General features: G+C 68.3%; 18 protein-coding genes. 10 read left to right on the plus strand and 8 right to left on the minus strand.

What is annotated here, in order from left to right:
* The 3 genes from AC5RWD_RS16480 to radA form a co-directional block, all read left to right on the plus strand.
* A partial coding sequence (locus AC5RWD_RS16480) for an aldehyde dehydrogenase family protein (RefSeq protein WP_494021047.1) occupies window positions 1-216 on the plus strand: 216 nt, incomplete at its 5' end.
* 144 nt (window positions 217-360) lie between these two features.
* Window positions 361-1485 carry an FUSC family protein gene (locus AC5RWD_RS16485; RefSeq protein WP_494021048.1) on the plus strand — a complete coding sequence of 375 codons (1125 nt, stop codon included), beginning with the start codon at window positions 361-363 and terminating at the stop codon, window positions 1483-1485.
* Between the two features lie 102 nt (window positions 1486-1587).
* A complete protein-coding gene (radA, locus tag AC5RWD_RS16490) occupies window positions 1588-2967 on the plus strand; it encodes a DNA repair protein RadA (RefSeq protein WP_494021049.1) in 1380 nt (459 codons plus the stop codon).
* A gap of 90 nt (window positions 2968-3057) precedes the next feature.
* Here the strand turns inward: radA and AC5RWD_RS16495 are convergent, their stop codons facing one another.
* Together AC5RWD_RS16495 and AC5RWD_RS16500 are read right to left on the minus strand one after the other, a co-directional pair.
* Window positions 3058-3837 (minus strand): YcnI family copper-binding membrane protein, encoded by a 780-nt coding sequence (locus AC5RWD_RS16495; RefSeq protein WP_494021050.1) that lies wholly within the window; start codon window positions 3835-3837, stop codon window positions 3058-3060.
* Window positions 3838-3980: 143 nt separating this feature from the next.
* Window positions 3981-4601 (minus strand): hypothetical protein, encoded by a 621-nt coding sequence (locus AC5RWD_RS16500; RefSeq protein ID WP_494021051.1) that lies wholly within the window; start codon window positions 4599-4601, stop codon window positions 3981-3983.
* A gap of 209 nt (window positions 4602-4810) precedes the next feature.
* Between AC5RWD_RS16500 and AC5RWD_RS16505 the strand changes: the two genes are divergently transcribed.
* Together AC5RWD_RS16505 and AC5RWD_RS16510 are read left to right on the plus strand one after the other, a co-directional pair.
* Window positions 4811-5479 carry a hypothetical protein gene (locus AC5RWD_RS16505; RefSeq protein WP_494021052.1) on the plus strand — a complete coding sequence of 223 codons (669 nt, stop codon included), beginning with the start codon at window positions 4811-4813 and terminating at the stop codon, window positions 5477-5479.
* A gap of 113 nt (window positions 5480-5592) precedes the next feature.
* Window positions 5593-6357, plus strand: coding sequence for a YcnI family copper-binding membrane protein (locus tag AC5RWD_RS16510; RefSeq protein ID WP_494021053.1), 765 nt, complete (start codon window positions 5593-5595; stop codon window positions 6355-6357).
* A 2-nt stretch (window positions 6358-6359) separates the two neighbouring features.
* Here AC5RWD_RS16510 and AC5RWD_RS16515 read toward each other — a convergent pair whose 3' ends face one another.
* Window positions 6360-7544 carry a beta-ketoacyl-[acyl-carrier-protein] synthase family protein gene (locus AC5RWD_RS16515; RefSeq protein WP_494021109.1) on the minus strand — a complete coding sequence of 395 codons (1185 nt, stop codon included), beginning with the start codon at window positions 7542-7544 and terminating at the stop codon, window positions 6360-6362.
* 129 nt (window positions 7545-7673) lie between these two features.
* A complete protein-coding gene (locus AC5RWD_RS16520) occupies window positions 7674-9287 on the minus strand; it encodes a peptide chain release factor 3 (protein WP_494021054.1) in 1614 nt (537 codons plus the stop codon).
* A gap of 329 nt (window positions 9288-9616) precedes the next feature.
* Here AC5RWD_RS16520 and disA point away from each other — a divergent pair, with 329 nt between their 5' ends.
* Window positions 9617-10693 (plus strand): DNA integrity scanning diadenylate cyclase DisA, encoded by a 1077-nt coding sequence (gene disA / locus AC5RWD_RS16525; RefSeq protein ID WP_306920444.1) that lies wholly within the window; start codon window positions 9617-9619, stop codon window positions 10691-10693.
* A gap of 71 nt (window positions 10694-10764) precedes the next feature.
* Here the strand turns inward: disA and AC5RWD_RS16530 are convergent, their stop codons facing one another.
* On the minus strand, window positions 10765-11529 hold the full coding sequence (locus AC5RWD_RS16530; RefSeq protein ID WP_494021055.1) for a hypothetical protein: 765 nt from the start codon (window positions 11527-11529) through the stop codon (window positions 10765-10767).
* A 161-nt stretch (window positions 11530-11690) separates the two neighbouring features.
* On the opposite strand from AC5RWD_RS16530, the gene AC5RWD_RS16535 reads away from it, so the two are divergent.
* The 3 genes from AC5RWD_RS16535 (at window position 11691) to AC5RWD_RS16545 (ending at window position 13841) form a co-directional block, all read left to right on the plus strand.
* The gene (locus AC5RWD_RS16535) at window positions 11691-12137 is read left to right on the plus strand and encodes a hypothetical protein (RefSeq protein ID WP_494021056.1); all 447 of its coding nucleotides are present in this window, start codon (window positions 11691-11693) and stop codon (window positions 12135-12137) included.
* Between the two features lie 226 nt (window positions 12138-12363).
* A complete protein-coding gene (locus AC5RWD_RS16540; RefSeq protein ID WP_494021110.1) occupies window positions 12364-13200 on the plus strand; it encodes an HhH-GPD family protein in 837 nt (278 codons plus the stop codon).
* A 164-nt stretch (window positions 13201-13364) separates the two neighbouring features.
* Window positions 13365-13841, plus strand: coding sequence for a hypothetical protein (locus AC5RWD_RS16545; protein WP_494021057.1), 477 nt, complete (start codon window positions 13365-13367; stop codon window positions 13839-13841).
* Between the two features lie 16 nt (window positions 13842-13857).
* Here AC5RWD_RS16545 and dhaM read toward each other — a convergent pair whose 3' ends face one another.
* Genes dhaM through dhaK form a run of 3 tightly spaced genes read right to left on the minus strand, consistent with a single transcriptional unit; the run spans window position 13858 to window position 16225 of the window.
* A complete protein-coding gene (gene dhaM, locus AC5RWD_RS16550) occupies window positions 13858-14598 on the minus strand; it encodes a dihydroxyacetone kinase phosphoryl donor subunit DhaM (RefSeq protein ID WP_494021058.1) in 741 nt (246 codons plus the stop codon).
* The gene (dhaL, locus tag AC5RWD_RS16555) at window positions 14595-15221 is read right to left on the minus strand and encodes a dihydroxyacetone kinase subunit DhaL (protein ID WP_494021059.1); all 627 of its coding nucleotides are present in this window, start codon (window positions 15219-15221) and stop codon (window positions 14595-14597) included. Before dhaL ends, dhaM begins: the two co-directional genes overlap by 4 nt.
* A gap of 2 nt (window positions 15222-15223) precedes the next feature.
* On the minus strand, window positions 15224-16225 hold the full coding sequence (gene dhaK, locus AC5RWD_RS16560; RefSeq protein WP_494021060.1) for a dihydroxyacetone kinase subunit DhaK: 1002 nt from the start codon (window positions 16223-16225) through the stop codon (window positions 15224-15226).
* A 415-nt stretch (window positions 16226-16640) separates the two neighbouring features.
* Here dhaK and AC5RWD_RS16565 point away from each other — a divergent pair, with 415 nt between their 5' ends.
* Window positions 16641-17972: a glycosyltransferase family 2 protein gene (locus tag AC5RWD_RS16565; protein ID WP_494021061.1), complete on the plus strand. Its 1332-nt coding sequence runs from the start codon at window positions 16641-16643 to the stop codon at window positions 17970-17972.
* The last annotated feature ends 217 nt before the right edge of the window (window positions 17973-18189 follow it).

Below are 18189 nucleotides of genomic sequence, written 5' to 3' on the forward strand. Positions count from 1 at the left end.
CTCGACGTCGGACTCGGCGCCTCCGTCTGGTCCCCCAACCTCCCCGCCGCCCGCGAGGTGGCCAACCGCATCCAGGCCGGCACCGTCTGGATCAACAGACACGGCGCCGTAGACCCCCGCATCCCCTTCGGCGGCGCCAAACAATCCGGCTACGGCCTCGAATTCGGCGTCGAAGGCCTCAAACACCTCGGCGTACCGCAAATCATCAACGGCTAACCAAACCACCACAACAACAGGGGCCGCCGCCGCAACCGCGACGGCGGCCCCTGCTGTTTGACCACCGGACCGCGGCTCACGGGAGCCCTGTCACCGCGGCGTTGGGTTCCCGGTCCGCGCGGGCTCCGGCAATAGACTGAAGCCATGCCCCAGACCGGACTCTCCGCCAGCAGACGCTTCCTACGCGGCCGGATCAGGACAGGGATGGTCCGGAGCCGGAATTCGCTGGTGCCCGCGATCCAGATGACCTTCGGCGCCGTCGGAGCCTACGCCTTTGCCGAGTACGTCCTGGGCCATACCGGACCGCTGTTCGCTGCCACGTCCGCCCTGATCGCCCTCGGTTTCTCCCGCGATCTGCGCATGCGCAGGGTGATGGAGGTGGGCCTGGGCTGCACCATCGGCATTGCCGTGGGCGACCTGCTGGTCCACTGGCTCGGTGCCGGGATCTGGCAGGCCGCCGTCGTGCTTTTGATCTCCATCCTGCTGGCCCGATTCCTGGACAGCGGCAACATCTTCACCACGCAGCTGGCTCTGCAGTCGTTGCTGGTGGTGCTGCTGCCGGCGCCTGCCGGCGGCCCCTTCACCCGCAGCATCGACGCCGTGGTGGGCGGCGTGGTGGCGCTGCTGGTCACCGTCCTGGCGCCCAAGGATCCCCGCCGGGAACCGCGCAAGGACGTCCAGAAACTGCTCCATGAACTGGCGGAGGTGCTGCGGGAATGCGCCGCGGCCCTGGTGGACAGCGACTCCACCCGGGCCTGGCATGCCCTGGTTAGGGGCCGGAACAGCCAGCCGCTGGTGGACGCCATGCGGCACTCGCTGCGGGCATCCGGGGAGGTGGCCACGCTGGCGCCCGCCTACCGCAGGCACCGGGACGAGCTGGACCGGCTGGAGCAGTCGCTCGAGTACATCGACCTTGCCCTGCGCAACAGCCGCGTCTTTGCCCGCCGGCTCACCAGTTCCATCAACCACGCCGCCCTGTCCGACGAAGCCACTGAGAACATCGCCGAGGTCCTGCAGGAAACAGCGGCGGCCGTGGATGAGCTCTCGCTGGGCCTCGCCGAAGTGCAGGAAGGCGCCCGCAATGCCCACCTGCGCAGCGCCAGGCAGGATCTGGGCGACATCGCCGGGCGGCTGCACCCCAGGATGCTGAAGGTCCAGAAGCTGGAGGGCGAGACCGTGGTGATGCTGTTCCGGCCGCTTATGGTGGACCTGCTGGAAGCCAGCGGCATCGATTCCCGCGAGGCGCGCGACCTCCTGCCCCCGCTGTAGGCATCCCGCTTGCGTGGGCCCACGGCCGCAGGGTTCCCTGGCCGAGCGTGCGAGGTTAGGGTGCGGTCGGGGAATGTCACAGCCCCCGGTTAGTGTGGAGCAATGGCTACAAAGACTTCCCGCGTTTCCAAGGCGCCGGGCTATAAGTGCGCGGAATGCGGCTGGACCACGGTCAAGTGGGTGGGCCGGTGCGGTGAGTGCCAGGCGTGGGGCACCGTTGAGGAAACCGGCACGGCGGTGGCGCGTACGACGGCGGCCACTACAGTTCTGGAGCCAGCCCGCCGCATTGCCGAGGTTGACGCCACAGCCGCTGCGTACCTGCCCACCGGGGTGGACGAACTGGACCGGGTGCTCGGCGGCGGCGTGGTGCCCGGCGCCGTCATCCTGCTCGCTGGCGAGCCCGGAGTAGGAAAGTCCACGCTGCTGCTGGACGTCGCCGCCAAGTTCGCCCGGACCGGGCAGAGCGTCCTGTATGTGACCGGTGAGGAATCGGCGGCCCAGGTGAAGCTGCGGGCAGAGCGGATCAGCGCGATTGCGGACACCCTGTACCTGTCCGCGGAGACCGACCTCGGCCAGGCGCTGGGCCAGGTGGAGAAGGTGGAACCGAAGCTGCTGGTGGTCGACTCCGTGCAGACGCTCAGCAGCGCGGACGTGGAGGGCAGTTCCGGCGGCGTCTCCCAGGTCCGCGAGGTGGCGGCCTCCATCATTTCGGCAGCCAAGCGCAGGAACATGACCACGCTGCTGGTGGGGCATGTGACCAAGGACGGCTCCATCGCCGGGCCCCGCCTGCTGGAGCACCTGGTGGACGTTGTATGCCAGTTCGAGGGCGAGCGCCACTCCCGCCTCCGCCTGCTGCGGGCAGTCAAAAACCGCTACGGGCCCACCGACGACGTGGGCTGCTTCGACCTCACCGAGGACGGCATCCTTGGCCTCGCCGATCCCAGCGGACTGTTCGTTACCCGCACCAAGGAACCGGTATCGGGCACCTGCATCACCGTCACCATGGAGGGCCGCAGGCCGCTGCTGGCCGAGGTGCAGTCCCTGCTCGCCGACACCCAGAACTCACAGCCCCGCCGGGCAACCAGCGGCCTGGACAGTTCCCGGGTGGCCATGCTCCTGGCAGTGCTGCAGCAGCGTGCCGGATGCCAGCTGCAGAAGGACGACTCCTACGTGGCCACAGTGGGCGGCGTGAAGCTCAGCGAACCCGCCACCGACCTCGCGGTGGCGCTGGCAGTGGCGTCCGCGAAGCACAAGAAACCCCTGCCGCAACGCCTGATCGCCTTCGGCGAAGTGGGCCTGGCCGGCGAGGTGCGCCCCGTCCCAGGAATCAACCAGCGCATCCATGAGGCGCACCGGCTGGGTTTCACGCACGCGGTGGTTCCCTCCAGCCCCACCGGTCCCGGCCCGGTTCCGCCGGGCTTTTCCGTGAAGGAAGTGGGCCACCTGACCGAGGTCCTGGAACTGCTCATCACCAAGCCCTGAGCAGGGATGAGCCCTCAGCAAAAGTGGCCCGCACCGTCCCTTCTTCCAGGGTGACGGTTCGGGCCACTGCTGTTGGGAGCCGCTCCTGGGCTACTTCCTGGCCGCCCGCGTGCGGGCCAGTGCCGTGGCGCCCGCGGCGAGGCCAAGGAGACCTGCCACGAGCCCGATCCAGCCCGCGGCCTGGCTGCCGTTGGAAGCGCCGGCCTGCGTTGCCGAACCAGCCGGTGCGGCCTCCGGCGTCGCGGTTGCAGACCCCTCAGCTGTCTCTGCCGCCGTGACGACGAACGACGGTGCCGGGCGGTGTTCCTCCGCTTCAGCGGCCGGTGCGGATGACCTCGAGGCCGAGGAAGTTGCGGACGCGTGCCCGTGGTCAGCCTCGGCTGCGTCCGCCCAATTGACGGTGGTTCCATCCGTGTAGCCCTGAGCCGCGGGCAGCATCAGCCTGGTGCCGGCGGCCGGGAGCCGGCCGACGGACAGCGTGAAGGTCTGGAATTCGTTCTGCCCGATCTGGTGGGCGGCGTCCGCGGTCCAGATCACGCTGGTCGGCGCCTTGGTGACTGTTGCGCCTGCAACCTCCACGGGCTTGGGCAGGGTGCCGGTGACTACCTGCGCCTTCCAGCCGTCCATCGGCTTAACGGAGACCGAGGTGAGCGGAGTGTCGGTAGGCAGCTTGACCTCCAACCGGTTGGTCTTGGCCGTCTCGGATTCGTTTGGAACGCTGAACGTCAGCTTGGTGAAGCCGCCTTCAGCGGTGGCGGAGGGGTCGACAGTGACGTGGGCGGACGCGGCGGCGGCACCGGCGGCGAGGAATCCTGCCGTCAGGGAGGCGGCTGCTGCGGTCTTGAGGGTACGGCGAATGGAGGTTTTCACGGGGTAATGCCTTTCACAGAAAATCACTCAGGGACCGGTGCGCGCTCAAGGCGGCACGGGCAGGTAGCTGCACGCCGCCGTCGGGCCCTGCCTGAAAAGCGGAACCGTTCGTCATGGAACGGTCCGTTCTGCAAGGAACCCGGCTAGGCGGCCAAAGGCACGGGCGGCCCGCGCCGGGTTGGCAGGCGCACGCCGGCGCGTGTGCGCGGGAGGACGGCCGGAGCCGGAAAAGGCGCGGGGACACGGGCGGGAAGACTGACTACCGACTCGTGCCGGCGGAAAAGCGGCTGCAGCCACGAGGCCAATGTTGCCAGCACCCGTTCCCCGCGGGCCAGCAGGACGGCGGTGCACAGGGTGGCAACGGCGTGGGCAACGAACATGACGCCGTCGGACGCAGCGGAATGGGTGTTTTCGGCGGCCGTGGGGCTTAGGAATGCCGGTTGCAGCGCTCCCCCCGCATGACCGGCATGGCCAGGCATCAGGACAGTGGCCGCCGGTGCGGCAGCACCCGGGCCGCCCAGCGCATCGAGGGCCCAGTGCAGCCAGAACTGGCCGGCACCGAGCAGACCGACCAAGGCGGGGAAGGAGAGCCGGAACCGTGTCAGCGCGGCGACGGGAACCAGCGTCACGGCGAACAGCGCCGCCAGAATGGCAGCCGAGGGAAGCTGGCCACCGCCCGCAAGGTGCCCGCCGGCGGCAAACCCTATAACGAGGGAACCGATCAGACCGGTGCGGAAAAGCCGGAACGAGGCACGGGGCATCATCAGCGGTCCTTTCCACAAGATCGGCTGAGCGGGAGTCACCGCAATTCTACGGGCAGCCCCTGGCGCTGCCACGTGTTCGAGCTTCCACACCACCATTCCGGGCCGCCCAGAGCTGCAACAAACCGCGGCAGTGCCCAAGGTTTTCCCACGCTGCCGTGTTTACGGTCGGGGTGTCACAGCAGCCCCGGGCCTGGTGGAGGGAGGCACCGATGGATCTCCGAGGTCCCCTGCCTCTCTTCCGCGCAGCCTTGATCGCTTCCCTGGCGGTCTCCCTGGCCGTGGCTGGCCACGTACTGGGTGGCGGGCAGCTTCCGGACACCGTGACACTTGCCGTGACAGCTGCGTTCCTGATGGGCCCGGCCGCCTGGCTCGCGCGGCGGCAACTGTCGTTCGCTGTCCTGTTCGGTATGCTCGGCGCCGGCCAGCTCGCCCTGCACGCCGCCTTCATAGCCTTCTCCCCCGGAGCTTCCTGCCTGCCCCGGTTGCCGCTCGCCGGGTTGACCGCGGCCCAGTTGCCCGGAAGGTTGCCGCCGCTGGCCGGCGGATTAACGCACGACGGGCATGCAGGCCTGAGCTGCACGGCAGCAATGGAAACCATGCCCATGGATGATGGCTCCAATTCACCCGCTATGCTGGCAGGCCATGTCCTCGCCACGCTGGCCACCGCCTGGCTGATGCGCAGCGGCGAGGCCGCACTGTGGCAGCTCCTGGCGTGGCTCCGGCCGCTGATGCGGCTCCCCCGGCCCGCCGGGTTCACGCCCGCCACCCACCGTCCCCTGGCATGGCCAACAGTTTTCGTCGCAGCCCACCGGCGCAACCTGCGGCACGACACTCTTCGCGGTCCGCCGCGGGCGGACCTCCCGCGCACCATTGCGTAACTTTCCTGCGCATGGCTGGCCAGCCTGCGAAACGGGTGCCGGGGAGTTGCCTGCCCATCCATCACCCCGCTGCCCCCGGTTCGCGCGCGGCAGCACCCGCGAAAGGCTCTGTCATGACCACCCTAAACACCCGTGCTGTGAAGTCCCCTGCCCTGAAAACCGCCGCTGTCTTCTCAGCAGCGGCCGGCCTCATGGTCCTCGGCATCGGCTCAGCTTCCGCCCACGTCCACGTGGACCCGGCCTCAACCTCGGCCGGCGGCTTCTCGCAGCTGACCTTCAGGGTTCCCAACGAGTCCGAAACCGCCAAGACCACGAAGGTCACCGTCACGCTGCCGACGGCGACGCCGTTCACCTCCGTTTCGGTCAAGCCCATGGACGGCTGGACGGCGAAGATCACCGAGGCGGCCCTCCCCGCTCCCGTCACCGTGGAAGGGGCCAAGATCACCAAGGCCGCCGCCACGGTCACCTGGACCGCCGATGCGGCCCACCAGCTCGGGCAGCATGAGTACCAGACGTTCTCCATCTCCGTCGGCAGGCTTCCGGAAGCCGGGACCACTGTGGCCCTGCCTGCGGCACAGACCTACTCCGACGGAACGGTGGTGAACTGGAACCAGCCCGAAACTGCCGGCCAGGCCGAGCCGGAGCACCCGGTTCCCTCCTTCGTCACCACCGCTGCAGCAGACGAACATTCGCATGCGGCACCGGCTGCATCGGCAGCACCCGCCGCGGACACGGCAAGTGCGGACACCGCGGGGGCATCGTCAAGCACCACCACGGCCGCCGCGCCAGACAACACGTTCGGCATCGCCGGGCTGGGCGCAGGCCTGCTCGGCCTGGCCGCCGGGACGGCGGCCCTGGTGCGGACCAGGAAGCGTTAGCGTCAGGGGCGGGTGACCACGAGCGCCGCGCTGTGCCCGCCGAACCCGAAGGCATTGACGAGTGCCGCAGTCGCGGTGCTGCCGCTGACGGTACCGGTGATGACGTTGAGGTCCACCGCGGGATCAAGGGCAGCCACGTTGTAGGTGCCAGGCAGGTCGCCGGTCCGGAGTGCCTGCAGCGTGGCGATGGCGGCGAGCGCGCCCGCTCCGCCGAGCAGGTGTCCGGTGAGGGACTTCGTGGAGGTCACCGGGACCTGGTCACCGGCAATGGACCTGATGGCCTGCGCCTCCAGCCGGTCTCCCACGGGCGTCGAGGTGGCGTGCGCGTGCACGAAGCCGATGTCAGTTCCGTGGAGGCCGGCGGAGGCCAGGGCCTTCTCCATGACCCGCACCTGCATGTCCGGATCGGCTGCCACGATGTCGTTCGCGTCCGAGGTCACGGCTGCCCCGGCAACGCCGCCCAGCACTTCCGCGCCCCGGGCACGTGCGTGCTCCTCGCTCTCCAGCACCACGATCCCCGCTCCCTCGGACAGGACGAACCCGTCGCGGTCCCGGTCGAAGGGCCGTGAGGCCCGCTCCGGATCGTCATTTCGCGTGGAAAGGGCCCGGATCTGGGAAAAACCGCTGATGATCAGGTCGTTGACGGAGGCGTCAACACCGCCGGCAATTACGACGTCGGCCGCCCCGGACCTGATCATGTCGGCGCCTTGGGCAATTGCCTCGGCCCCGGACGCACAGGCGCTGACGGGGGTGCGCGCTCCGCCCTTGGCACCGAGATCGATGGAAACCCATGCGGACGGCCCGTTAACCATGAGCCGGGTCAGGGTGTGCGGGGAAACCTTGCGCGGGCCGCCGTTGTCCAGCTCCCTGACCTGCGCGAGGACGGTGTCCATGCCGCCGTAGGCCGAGCCGATCACGACGGCGAACCGTTCCGGTTCGACGTCCGGCTTCCCCGCCTGCTCCCAGGCCTCGCGGGAGGCAACGAGCGCCAACTGCCCGCAGCGGTCCATCCGTTTCAGCTCACGGGTGCCAAGGAAGTCGCCAAGGTCGGCGGTGACCCGGCCGGCGATGCGCACCGGCAGCGCTTCAGCCCAGCCGTCCTGCAGCGCCGCGATGCCCGAGCGGCCGGCCAGCATCGCTTCCCAGGTCTCGGCCACTGTGGCCCCGAGCGGGTTCATGGAACCCATGCCGGTCACGACGACGCTGGGGGAACCGGTAGCAGGTGTTGCTGCAGACGGCTGGTTTGTGGACACGGCGATACCTTGCTTTGTTGGTTGGGGAGACCGCCCGGGAGCCGGAGCTCCGTGTTGGCGCGGCTACTTTGCGGGGTTGTGCGTCCCGATGGGCACCAGCGTGAGGTCGGGATGGTTCTTCTCGATGCGGCGCAGGGCCCAGACGTCGTTGAAGAGGGCCAGGTATTCGCCGTCGGACCGCAGCAGCACCTCGGCGCCAGGGACGTTCGCCAGGGCAGGCATGGCATCCGCCGTCGAGATCCTGGCCATGGAGTACGGGAGGCGTTCCAGGCGCATGGGCGCGCTGAAGTCGTGTGCCATGCGGTCCTCCACCACTTCGAACTGCATCGGACCGACGGCGGCAAGCACCGGCGCCTGGTCACCGCGGACGTCGGAGCGCAGCACCTGGATGACGCCCTCGTGCTCGAGCTGCTCGATGCCGCGGCGGAACTGCTTGAAGCGGCTGGGGTCCTTGGAGCGGGCAACCTGGAAGTGCTCGGGGGCGAACAGCGGAATGGCCGGGAACTCCACGGCTTCCTCAAGGAACAGGCTGTCACCCACGCGCAGCGAGGACGCGTTGACCAGGCCCACTACGTCGCCCGGATATGCTTCGTCGATGACCTCGCGTTCGCGGCCGAAAACCTGCTGCGCGTACTTCGTGGCGAAGGACTTGCCGGTCCGGGTCTGGGTAACCACCATGCCGCGCTCGAACACGCCGGAGCAGACGCGGATGAAGGCGACGTGGTCGCGGTGTGCCTTGTTCATGCCCGCCTGGACCTTGAAGACGAAGCCGGAGAACGGCGATTCGACGGGACGCGGGGTGCCCTCGATGTCCGGCCGGGGCGCGGCTGGCGGGGCGAAGTCCACCAGGGCGTCAAGGAGTTCCTTGACGCCGAAGTTCAGCGCCGCGGAGCTGAACAGGATGGGGGTGGCCTTGCCGGCGTGGAAGCTCTCAACGTCGAAGGCGAGGTTGGACTCGATGACCAGGCCCGCCTCATCGACTGCGTTGGTCCAGTCGTCGCCCTGGCTTTCGGCGGCCTCTTCGGGGGTGAAGTATTCGGTGAGTGCGATGCTGGCGCCGGCGTTGTTCCGCTGGAAGCGGGCGAACCTGTCGTTCCGCAGGTCCCAGACACCGCGGAAATCACCGGAGATGCCCACGGCCCAGGTCAGGGGCATGGGCTGCAGCCCGGTGCGCTCGGTAATCTCGTCCATGAGGGCCAGCGCGTCCAGGCCAGGGCGGTCCCACTTGTTGATGACCGTGATGATGGGGAGGTTGCGCTGCTTGCAGACCTCGAACAGCTTCATGGTCTGCGTCTCGAGGCCCTTGGCCGCGTCTACGAGCATCACGGCGCAGTCGACGGCCGCGAGAACCCGGTAGGTGTCCTCGGAGAAGTCGGCGTGGCCGGGGGTGTCCAGCAGGTTGATGACGGTGTCCCGGTAGGAGAACTGCAGGGCAGCGGAACTGATGGAAATACCGCGGTCCTTCTCCATCTGCATCCAGTCCGAGACCGTCTCCTTGCGGTTGGCCTTGCCGCTGGAAGCGCCCGCGGTGCCGATCACCTTTGCGTGCAGGGCCAGGGCCTCGGTGAGCGTGGACTTGCCGGCGTCCGGGTGGGAGATGACGGCGAACGTCCGGCGCCGGGAGGCCTGCTTGTGGATCTCGTGCACTCGGGCGGGGCTCTGCACTTCTTGGGACACGGTGCTACTTTCACTGCGATCCGCGGGGGATCATGGTTGGAAAATGTGGCGGCGAAACCTGCCAGCCAAGGCTTCAAGTTTATCGCAGGGGCGGAATCCGCACCGAAAGCGGGCCTAAAGTGCCCCTTGGCCAGCCGCCGTCGAACCCACTCCGGATGCCTGTTCCGCAGGCCTCCAACGGGGCACTTTGAGGCTTGCCCGTGCGGTTGCTGGGGTAATCTACCTCTAGGATGGTGCGTGCGGGAAACCGAGTACTTTTGATCCTGCCGGCGGACTGCTGAAAACCGGCAAACCTGCAGGCCCCGCCTGCACCTTTGAAGGGAATATCTATGGCTCGCAGCCCTGAAGAATCGCTCAAAGCGACTTTGGGGAGGGTGGCCCCGGGAACCGCGTTGCGGGACGGCCTGGAACGCATTCTCCGCGGACGCACCGGCGCGCTGATCGTACTGGGCTCGGACCGGACCATCGACTCAATCTGTTCGGGCGGCTTCGACATCGGCATCGACTTCTCCCCCACCCGGCTCCGCGAACTGGCCAAGATGGACGGCGCCATCATCTGCGACAGGGACGCCGGCAACATCCTCCGGGCCGCCGTCCAGCTCGTGCCGGACCCCAGCATCGAAACCCAGGAATCCGGCACCCGGCACCGGACGGCCGAACGCGTCGCCATCCAGACCGGCGTCCCCGTGATCTCGGTCAGCCAGTCCATGCAGATCATCGCCCTGTACGTCAACGGGCTGCGGCACGTGCTCGAGGGCTCGGAAAAGGTCCTGGCCCGCGCCAACCAGGCCTTGGCCACGCTGGAACGTTACCGTTCCCGCCTGGACCAGGTGACAAGCTCGCTCTCCGCCCTGGAGATCGAGGCCATGGTGACGGTACGCGATGTGGCAGTGACCCTGCAGCGCCAGGAGATGGTGCGGCGGATCTCCGAGGAGATTTCACAGTATGTGCTGGAGCTGGGCGAGGACGGCAGGCTCCTGTCCCTGCAGCTGGACGAGCTCACCGTGGGCCGCGGCCCGGGCAGCGACATCATCATCCGCGACTACGCCGGGCCGAATGCATCCCCTGAGGACATCGATGGCGCGGTCAGCGCCCTCCTCAACCTCGGCCCCACAGAACTGATCGACCTCAGCAAGATTGCCGGGATCATCGGGTTTGCCGGCGGCGTGGACACACTCGACGCCGTGGTCCAGCCGCGGGGCTACCGGCTTCTCTCGGGGCTCAAGGCCGTGCCGAAGGCCGTCGCGGACAGGCTGGTGGACCACTTTGGCGGGCTGCAGCACCTCATGGCTGCCACCATTGACGACCTGATGACCGTGGACGGCATCGGCGACCAGCGTGCCCGCACGGTCCGGGAGGGCCTCAGCCGGATGGCCGAAGCCAGCCTGCTGGACCGCTTCCTCTAACCCCGCGTTCCTCTAAACCCGCGGTTAAGCCGGCCCCGCGCTCCTCTAGCTCTGGGGTTCCGCAAGGCCCATCAACTGAGCTGGAAGACCGTCGGCGGGCTGACCTTGGCGCCAAGCTTCGCTATGAACACGTAGTACCCGCTGCCTGCAACCGCGCCGTCCGGGACCTTCTCGCAGCCCTGCACTGAACGGTTGCGCGGCCAGGGGAAGTTCGCTGTTTCGCTCTTGCCGGGGGCGATTGTCTTGACCAGGTCAGTGCTGGCGGCTTGGCAGTCGGCGGAGGAGAATACACGGTCCGAGCCGCTGGTGACCAGGAAGTCCATCTGCGACGTTCCGATGTTCACCTTGCACGGCAGCTTTCCGCCGTTGGTGACAGTCAGGCTCAGCAGCGGCTTTTCGTCCGCGGCGTAGGACGTCTTGTTAGTGGTTGCCTTGACGGTCACCAGCTTCTGGTCGCAGGTGGGCGAAGCGGACGGGGTTGCCGAGGGGCTGGCCGACGGCGTGGTCCCCGGCTGCGGGGCGCCGGTGCCCTGCGTCGAAGAATCCTGGGCGGAAGAGGCCTGCTGGGCGCCACCAAGGAGGCTGGTGAGTGTTGTGACGCCGCCGGCGATCAGGCCCAGGACCAGCAGCAGCGCCACTCCGGCAAAGAGCCGACGGCGGCGGTACACGGCGGGGCCCGGCTTGCGGCCGGCGCGGGGCGCCGTGTTTTTCGGCGAGGTGTTGTTCCCCGCCGCACTGTTCCGTGCCCCGGCTTTCTTTGCCGCCGCTTTCTCCGCCGCCGATTTCGGCGACCCGTTCCGGCCCGCGCCGAAGTTCGGAGTGTCTTGCCTGCCCATCCTTCTAGGCTAAGGAACGGCCGGCTTTCTGCGGCCACACCACGCCGCCGCCGCCCCACCATGTCCAATTCGTGACTAAAATTCGGGTGACAACTGTCAGCACACTTACTAAAATTGAATCCCGGTTACCACTTACCGGGCCGAGTTGGAGAGGACGATTGATGGTAGATCACGTTTCTGGCGGTCACCTCGAACGCGTCCTGCTGCCGCTGACGTTTGGCAAACATCAGAGCCAGGGGACCGAGTTCACGGTGCTTGCGGTTGAGATCTGGGACACCGGCATAGTGGTGAACCTGCATCTCGCATCAGTCAATGAAGACGAGCCGCAAACCCCCGCAATCGTTGTCCATGACCACTTTGGCACAGAGTACAGGCTGGACGAGGTGGCCACCGTCGGCACTCGTCAGCTGCAGTTCTTTGCGCCCTCAATACCGGAAGGAACGCGCAGCCTGACCATACGCTCCGGGGACCCGAACAGTGCCAGCTTCGTGGTGGCTCTTGCGGTTCCGGCGCCCAACGGCCGCGGCGGGGAAACCCTGCACGGCCACGTGCGGCGGCTGCCCGCGCGGCGGGAGGGACTGCCTCCCGCGGAGCAGGAGGCCAGCTGACGGCACGGCGGGAACCGGCGTCGGGGTTTTCAACTAGAGTGTTGGCATCAAAACCACAACCGCTTACCCCGTCACGCCCAGCCCCGCAGTGCCCAACCCTGCCCCGCCCGCCATCCCCGGGGGCGCTGCAGCGGACCTGGCCGGCATCCACTCCTCGCTGGACTGCTGGTTCGACGCCGAGGGCCGGGACTTGCCGTGGCGCGCGCCCGACTGCCCGCCCTGGGGCGTGCTGGTCAGTGAGATCATGCTGCAGCAGACCCCCGTAGTGCGGGTGCTGCCTGTCTGGGAAGAGTGGCTGCGCCGGTGGCCGGAGCCTGCCGCGCTGGCCCGCGAACCCGCGGGGGAGGCAGTCCGCGCCTGGGGCCGGCTCGGCTATCCGCGGCGCGCCCTTCGGCTGCACAGTGCGGCGGTCGCCATCGAAAGCGACCACGGCGGCCGGGTCCCGTCGGAGTACACCGAGTTGCTCGGCCTGCCGGGGGTGGGCAGCTACACCGCGGCAGCAGTGGCCGCCTTTGCCTATGGCCGGCGCGAGACGGTGGTGGACACCAACATCCGCCGCGTCCACGCGCGGCTCTTTTCGGGAGCGGCCCTGCCCGCCCCCGCCCTGACGGCCGCGGAGATGCGGCTTGCCGCGCAGCTGCTGCCCTCCGATGCCGGCAGCTCCGTCCGCTGGAACGCCTCGGTCATGGAGCTGGGGGCGCTGGTGTGTACCGCCCGGGCGCCCAAGTGCCCGGCCTGCCCGGTTCGCGACCGGTGCGCCTGGCTCGCAGCCGGCGAGCCGCCGCCGTCGTACACGCCCAAGGGCCAGGCATGGCACGGCACAGACCGCCAGGTCCGCGGCGGCGTGATGGCCGTGCTCCGGGTAGCGGACGCGCCGGTACCGGCGGAGATGTTCCAGCAGGCCCCGGCCGACCTCGGGTTCGAAGCCGCCGGCATCGGCGTGCCGCTGGCCGCCCTGCACCGCCTGAACTGCGCGCCGGAACAGCTGGAACGGGCACTGGCGGGCCTGCTGGAGGACGGCCTGGCTGAGCTCCACCAGGGCGGCTACCGGCTGCCCGCCTGACAGCCGCGGGCACGGATGTGCCCCGGCTCCGTCGCCGGGGATTTGGTCTCAATTTGGCCCCCACTGCTGCTTCCCGGGTAACGATGAAGGCGCCAGTTTGCGCCGGCCGGTTCTGCCGCCGGAAGGCGGACTTAACCTGAAGTATGGGCAAGACAGGGGTACTTTTGGCCACAATCACGACGACGGCACTTATCTCGGGCTGCCATGCTTTCGAGACGGTGTGCCCGGCGGTCGGCCAGGTGTCCGGAGTGGCCGTCACTGTGGCGGCCAGCTACTCGCCCCAGGTGAAAACGCTGCACCTGCAGGCCTGCCAGGACGGCAGGTGCAAAGAAGACACCATCGACCTCGTGCCGGGCTCCGTCCCGGTTGACCTGGGCTGTGCTGATGATTCCAGGCCCGACGGCGTGTGTTCGGCAACGTCCAGGCCGGACGGCACCCAGCGCGGACTGCTGGAACTGGACACCCTTGGCGACTCCCCAATCGACGTCACCGCGAGCGGATCCTACATTAACGGCAAGCCGCTGCCCACACGCACGCTGCGCTTCGAGCCCCGGGCCAGCTACCCGTTTGGCGAGCAGTGCGGAAGGTTTGTCTCCGCTGCGGTGGTGCTGGATGCGGCGGGCCTAAGTCAGGACAGGTAGCCCGGCACCAACCTGCTCAAGGTTCCCCGAAACCGTTCCTGACCAGCCCCGCCACATATGCCACGGCCCGCTCGGCGTCGGGGCCGTACGCCTCCACGTGGAGCACCGATCCCTTGCCGGCAGCCAGCGTCATCAGCCCGGTCATGGAGGCGCCGTCCACTCCGTTCACGGTTACCTCCGCATCCAGCGCCGACAGCCCGCCGGCTATTTTGGCGGCCGGCCTGGCATGCATGCCTGCAAGGTTGACGAGCTCGAAATCGCCGCTGGCATCCGGGGTGGCCGAAGCTGCCGGCTCCCCCGCCGCCGGACTGTACGCGGCCTGGTTGCCTGCAGTCACGCTGCTTGCGGCGAGGTGGTCCTCGGCCCTGGGACGGGATGCGGGATAGCCGTGCGTGGCCTCTGCGGCACGCCGGACAGCGTGGACGCTGGCACCGCCCTGGGCCGCCACCGCCGCCGCCACGAGCCCCTCCACAATCGGGGCGTCTGCGAGCAGCACCGGGGCGCTGCCCTCCGCGAACTCCATGGCTGACTCGGCCGTCATCACTGCTGACCCCAGATCGGTCAGCACCACGACGCCGTCGGCGCCGGCAGCCGTTTCCAGGGCCGCCAGCACCTTTTCCATGCTGGTGCCGATCCGGCCGTCAGACGTTCCGCCGGCCGGAACCAGCATCACGTCCGGCGCCATCTGGGCCGCGAGTTCCACGGCGCCTTCGGCAATCTTGTCGCTGTGCGAAACCACCACGATCCGCACCGTCATGCGGCGGCTCCCGCAGCGGCGCGAAGAATGAGGGCACTTGAGGCCGCCCCGGGATCCCGGTGTCCCGCGCTTCGCTCCCCGAGGTAGCTGGCCCTGCCCTTGCGCGCCACCAGCGGATCCGTCGCCACGGCGCCGGCCTCGGCAGCCTCGGCAGCGGCGATGAGCACTGCCAGCGTGTCGCCGTTGGCCGCGGCTGCCGCGGCTGCGTCAGCGGCCGGGGTCCAGGCATCAACCATCGTCTTGTCGCCCGGCTCCGCCTTTCCGCGGGCCACAATGCCGTCCCGCGCCGCCGTGAGGGCTGCCGCGAGCGCCGCCGCGTCCACATTCGCTGCGTCCCCCAGCGTGGTGGCTGCCCGCAGAAATGCCGTTCCGTAGAGCGGACCGGCAGCCCCGCCAACCTTCGACATCAGTGCCATGGCCGTCAGCTTGAGCGCTGCGCCGGGGGTTTCGGGAGGGGTTTCGGCCAGCTTGTCGAGCACCGCCTGGAAACCGCGGTCCATGTTCTCACCGTGGTCCGAATCGCCGATGGCCCTGTCCAGCTCAATGAGCTCCACCCGATGTTCCGCCATCGCCTGGGCAGACAGCGTCAGCCATTTAACGGCCCAGTTCACGTCCAGCCCCACTGTTACACCCCCCAGCGCATGGCGGGCGTGTGCACGGGCGCATCCCAGAGGGCCGTCATCTCGTCGTCAAGCCGCAGCACGGAGACGGAGCAGCCCTGCATCTCAAGGGAGGTGATGTAGTTCCCCACCAGGGAACGCTCCACCGTGACGCCCCGCTCAGCCAGGATCTGGGCGGCCCGGCGGTAGACGATGTACAGCTCGCTCAGCGGCGTTCCGCCCATGCCGTTCACGAACAGCAACACCTTCTCCCCCGGCGCCGTTCCGAGGTCGCTGAGAATCGGTTCCAGCAGGCGGTTGGTGATGCCGTCGGCACCTTCCATCGCGATCCTGTGCCGGCCCGGCTCGCCGTGGATCCCGATGCCGATTTCGATCTCGTTGTCCTCGAGGTCAAAGCTCGGGGAACCGGCGTGGGGCACTGTGCAGGCCGAGAGCGCAACGCCCATGGTCCGCACATTCTGGTTGACGCGGTCGCCGATGGCCGCCACCGCGTCGAGGCCGTCGCCACGCTCTGCTGCGGCACCGGCGATCTTCTCCACCAGGACCGTGCCCCCCACTCCCCTGCGTCCGGCCGTGTACAGCGAATCCTCCACTGCGACGTCGTCGTTGACAAGCACGGTACGGACTTCCACGCCCTCCGCCTGGGCCATCTCCGCCGCCGTCTCAAAGTTCAGGACGTCGCCGGTGTAATTCTTGACGATGTGGACCACGCCGGCGCCGGAGTTCACGGCGAGCGTGGCGGGGATGATCTGGTCGGGGGTCGGCGACGTAAAAACGGCGCCGGGCACAGCGGCGTCGAGCATGCCCCGCCCCACAAAGCCGGCATGGAGCGGTTCATGCCCGCTGCCACCGCCGGACACCAGGCCCACCTTGCCGGCAACGGGGGCATCCTTGCGGGTGACGTACTTCGGGTCGGCACTGACGGTCACGAGATCCGCGTGGGCCAGTCCAAAGCCTTCCACGGATTCATCGACTACTGCGCGGGGGTCATTGATGAGCTTTTTCACGGCCGGCTCCTGGGCTCTCGGTGCTTCATTGACATCGGTCAGGATGTGCTCTGACCCTACTACCGGCACCGGCTGCGGGGAAGTTCGGGCCGCCCGCGCTGCTTCTCCGCGGCGAACGATTTCACCGGGAACGGCGGAAGGGACAGCCCCCAATGCTGTCCCTTCCGGTCCCCCGATAGTTTATCCAGCAAATTGATAAACCCCAAGGATAATGACGCCGCGACTTTGAGCGGATCTTGATCTGTTCCCGCGTCAAAACCGAGACGGCCCTGGAAAGATCACCCGGGTCAGATCGAAGGACCGCGTCGATCCACCGAATGGAGTAGCCATAAAACCGCCACGCACCCTACAAAAGACCGCCGGGGCAATCATCGCGCTGGCGGCGACCGGCACAGCCGCACTGTTGTGGCTGGCCGTGACGGCGACTGTGCCGCCGGCGGTCGCCGCCCCGAGCAGGGGCAGGCTGCTGGGGACCTGGGGTGTGCTCTACGTGGCCGAAGCCCCGGCGCCGTGGCTGCTGGCGACGGCGATCGCCGTCGCCTCCCTCCTCATCGCCGGAATCGCACTGGCCGACCGGTATATCTCCACGAAAGCGCGGCGGTCGGCAAACCCGGCCCAGCCGCTGGCTCCCCGCATCGTGATGGCGAAGACCAGGGGCGTTTACGCCGGGCCGGTCACTCTCACTGTCCTCATTCCGGCGCACAACGAAGCGGCATCACTGCCCTCCACGCTTGCGTCGCTTCTCGCCCAGTCACGCCCGCCGCAGCGGATCATCGTGGTGGCGGACAACTGCACCGATGCGACAGCGGAGATTGCGCGCGCGGCCGGCGTCGAGGTTTTGGAGACGGTGCGCAACAGCCAGAAGAAGGCCGGCGCCCTGAACCAGGCGCTAAGGCAAGTGCTACCCGGGCAGGGCGACAATGATCTGGTCATGGTGATGGACGCCGATACTTTGCTCGACGACGGGTTCCTGGCCTGCGCCGTCGAATATTTCACGCGGGACAGGGCCCTCATGGCCGTCGGCGGGCTCTTCTACGGCGAGCAGGGCCACGGGCTGCTCGGCCAGTTCCAGCGCAACGAATACATCAGGTACGCGCGGGACATGAGGCGCCGGCGGGGCCGGGTCTTCGTGCTGACGGGAACCGCCTCGGTGTTCCGTCCGGCGGCGCTGCGGGCTGTGGCGGAGAACCGCGGCACGGCACTGCCCGGCGTAGCAGGGGACGTCTACGACACCTGGGCCCTCACCGAAGACAACGAGCTGACCATCGCACTGAAGTCATTGGGCGGCCTCATGGTCTCCCCGTCGGAGTGCGCGGTGGTCACCGAACTCATGCCGACGTGGCGGACTCTCTGGGCCCAGCGCCTGAGGTGGCAGCGGGGTGCCCTGGAGAACCTGGGCGCCTACGGCCTGACCCCGCCCACCGCGCGGTACTGGGCCCAGCAGTTCGGTCTCGGTTACGGCGTGATCGCCCTGAGTTCCTACCTGCTGCTGATTCTCCTGACGGTACTCGCGCTGGACACGTGGATCTGGTTTCCCTTCTGGCTGGGGCTCGGCCTGCTCTTCTCCTTTGAGCGGATGGTCACCGTCTGGCGCGGAGGCTGGCGGGCGCGCCTCCTGGCCCTGACCGTCGTCCCGGAACTCGTGTTCGACATGTTCCTCAACGTGGTCTACGTGAAGGGCATCATTGACATGTCGGTGGGCCGGGAGGCCAGCTGGAAGCATCTGGCAAAGGCTGGTGGCGCATGATCGCAGCAACAGTGCGCGCGGGAGTGGTTCTGCCGGAGGCACTGCTTTTCACTGACTGGTTCCGCGTCATGGCGGCCTTCGTGGCGGTGAACACGGTGATGTACGCCGCATTGGCCGTCGCCAAGGTCCTGCCCAAACTGCAGCCGCCTGACTGGCGGCGCGGCCAGCGGTCCGAGCCCCGCGGCATCTACCCGGACGGGCAGCCGGAACCGGAAGC

It is taken from the genome of Arthrobacter sp. CMU6, assembly GCF_059090205.1.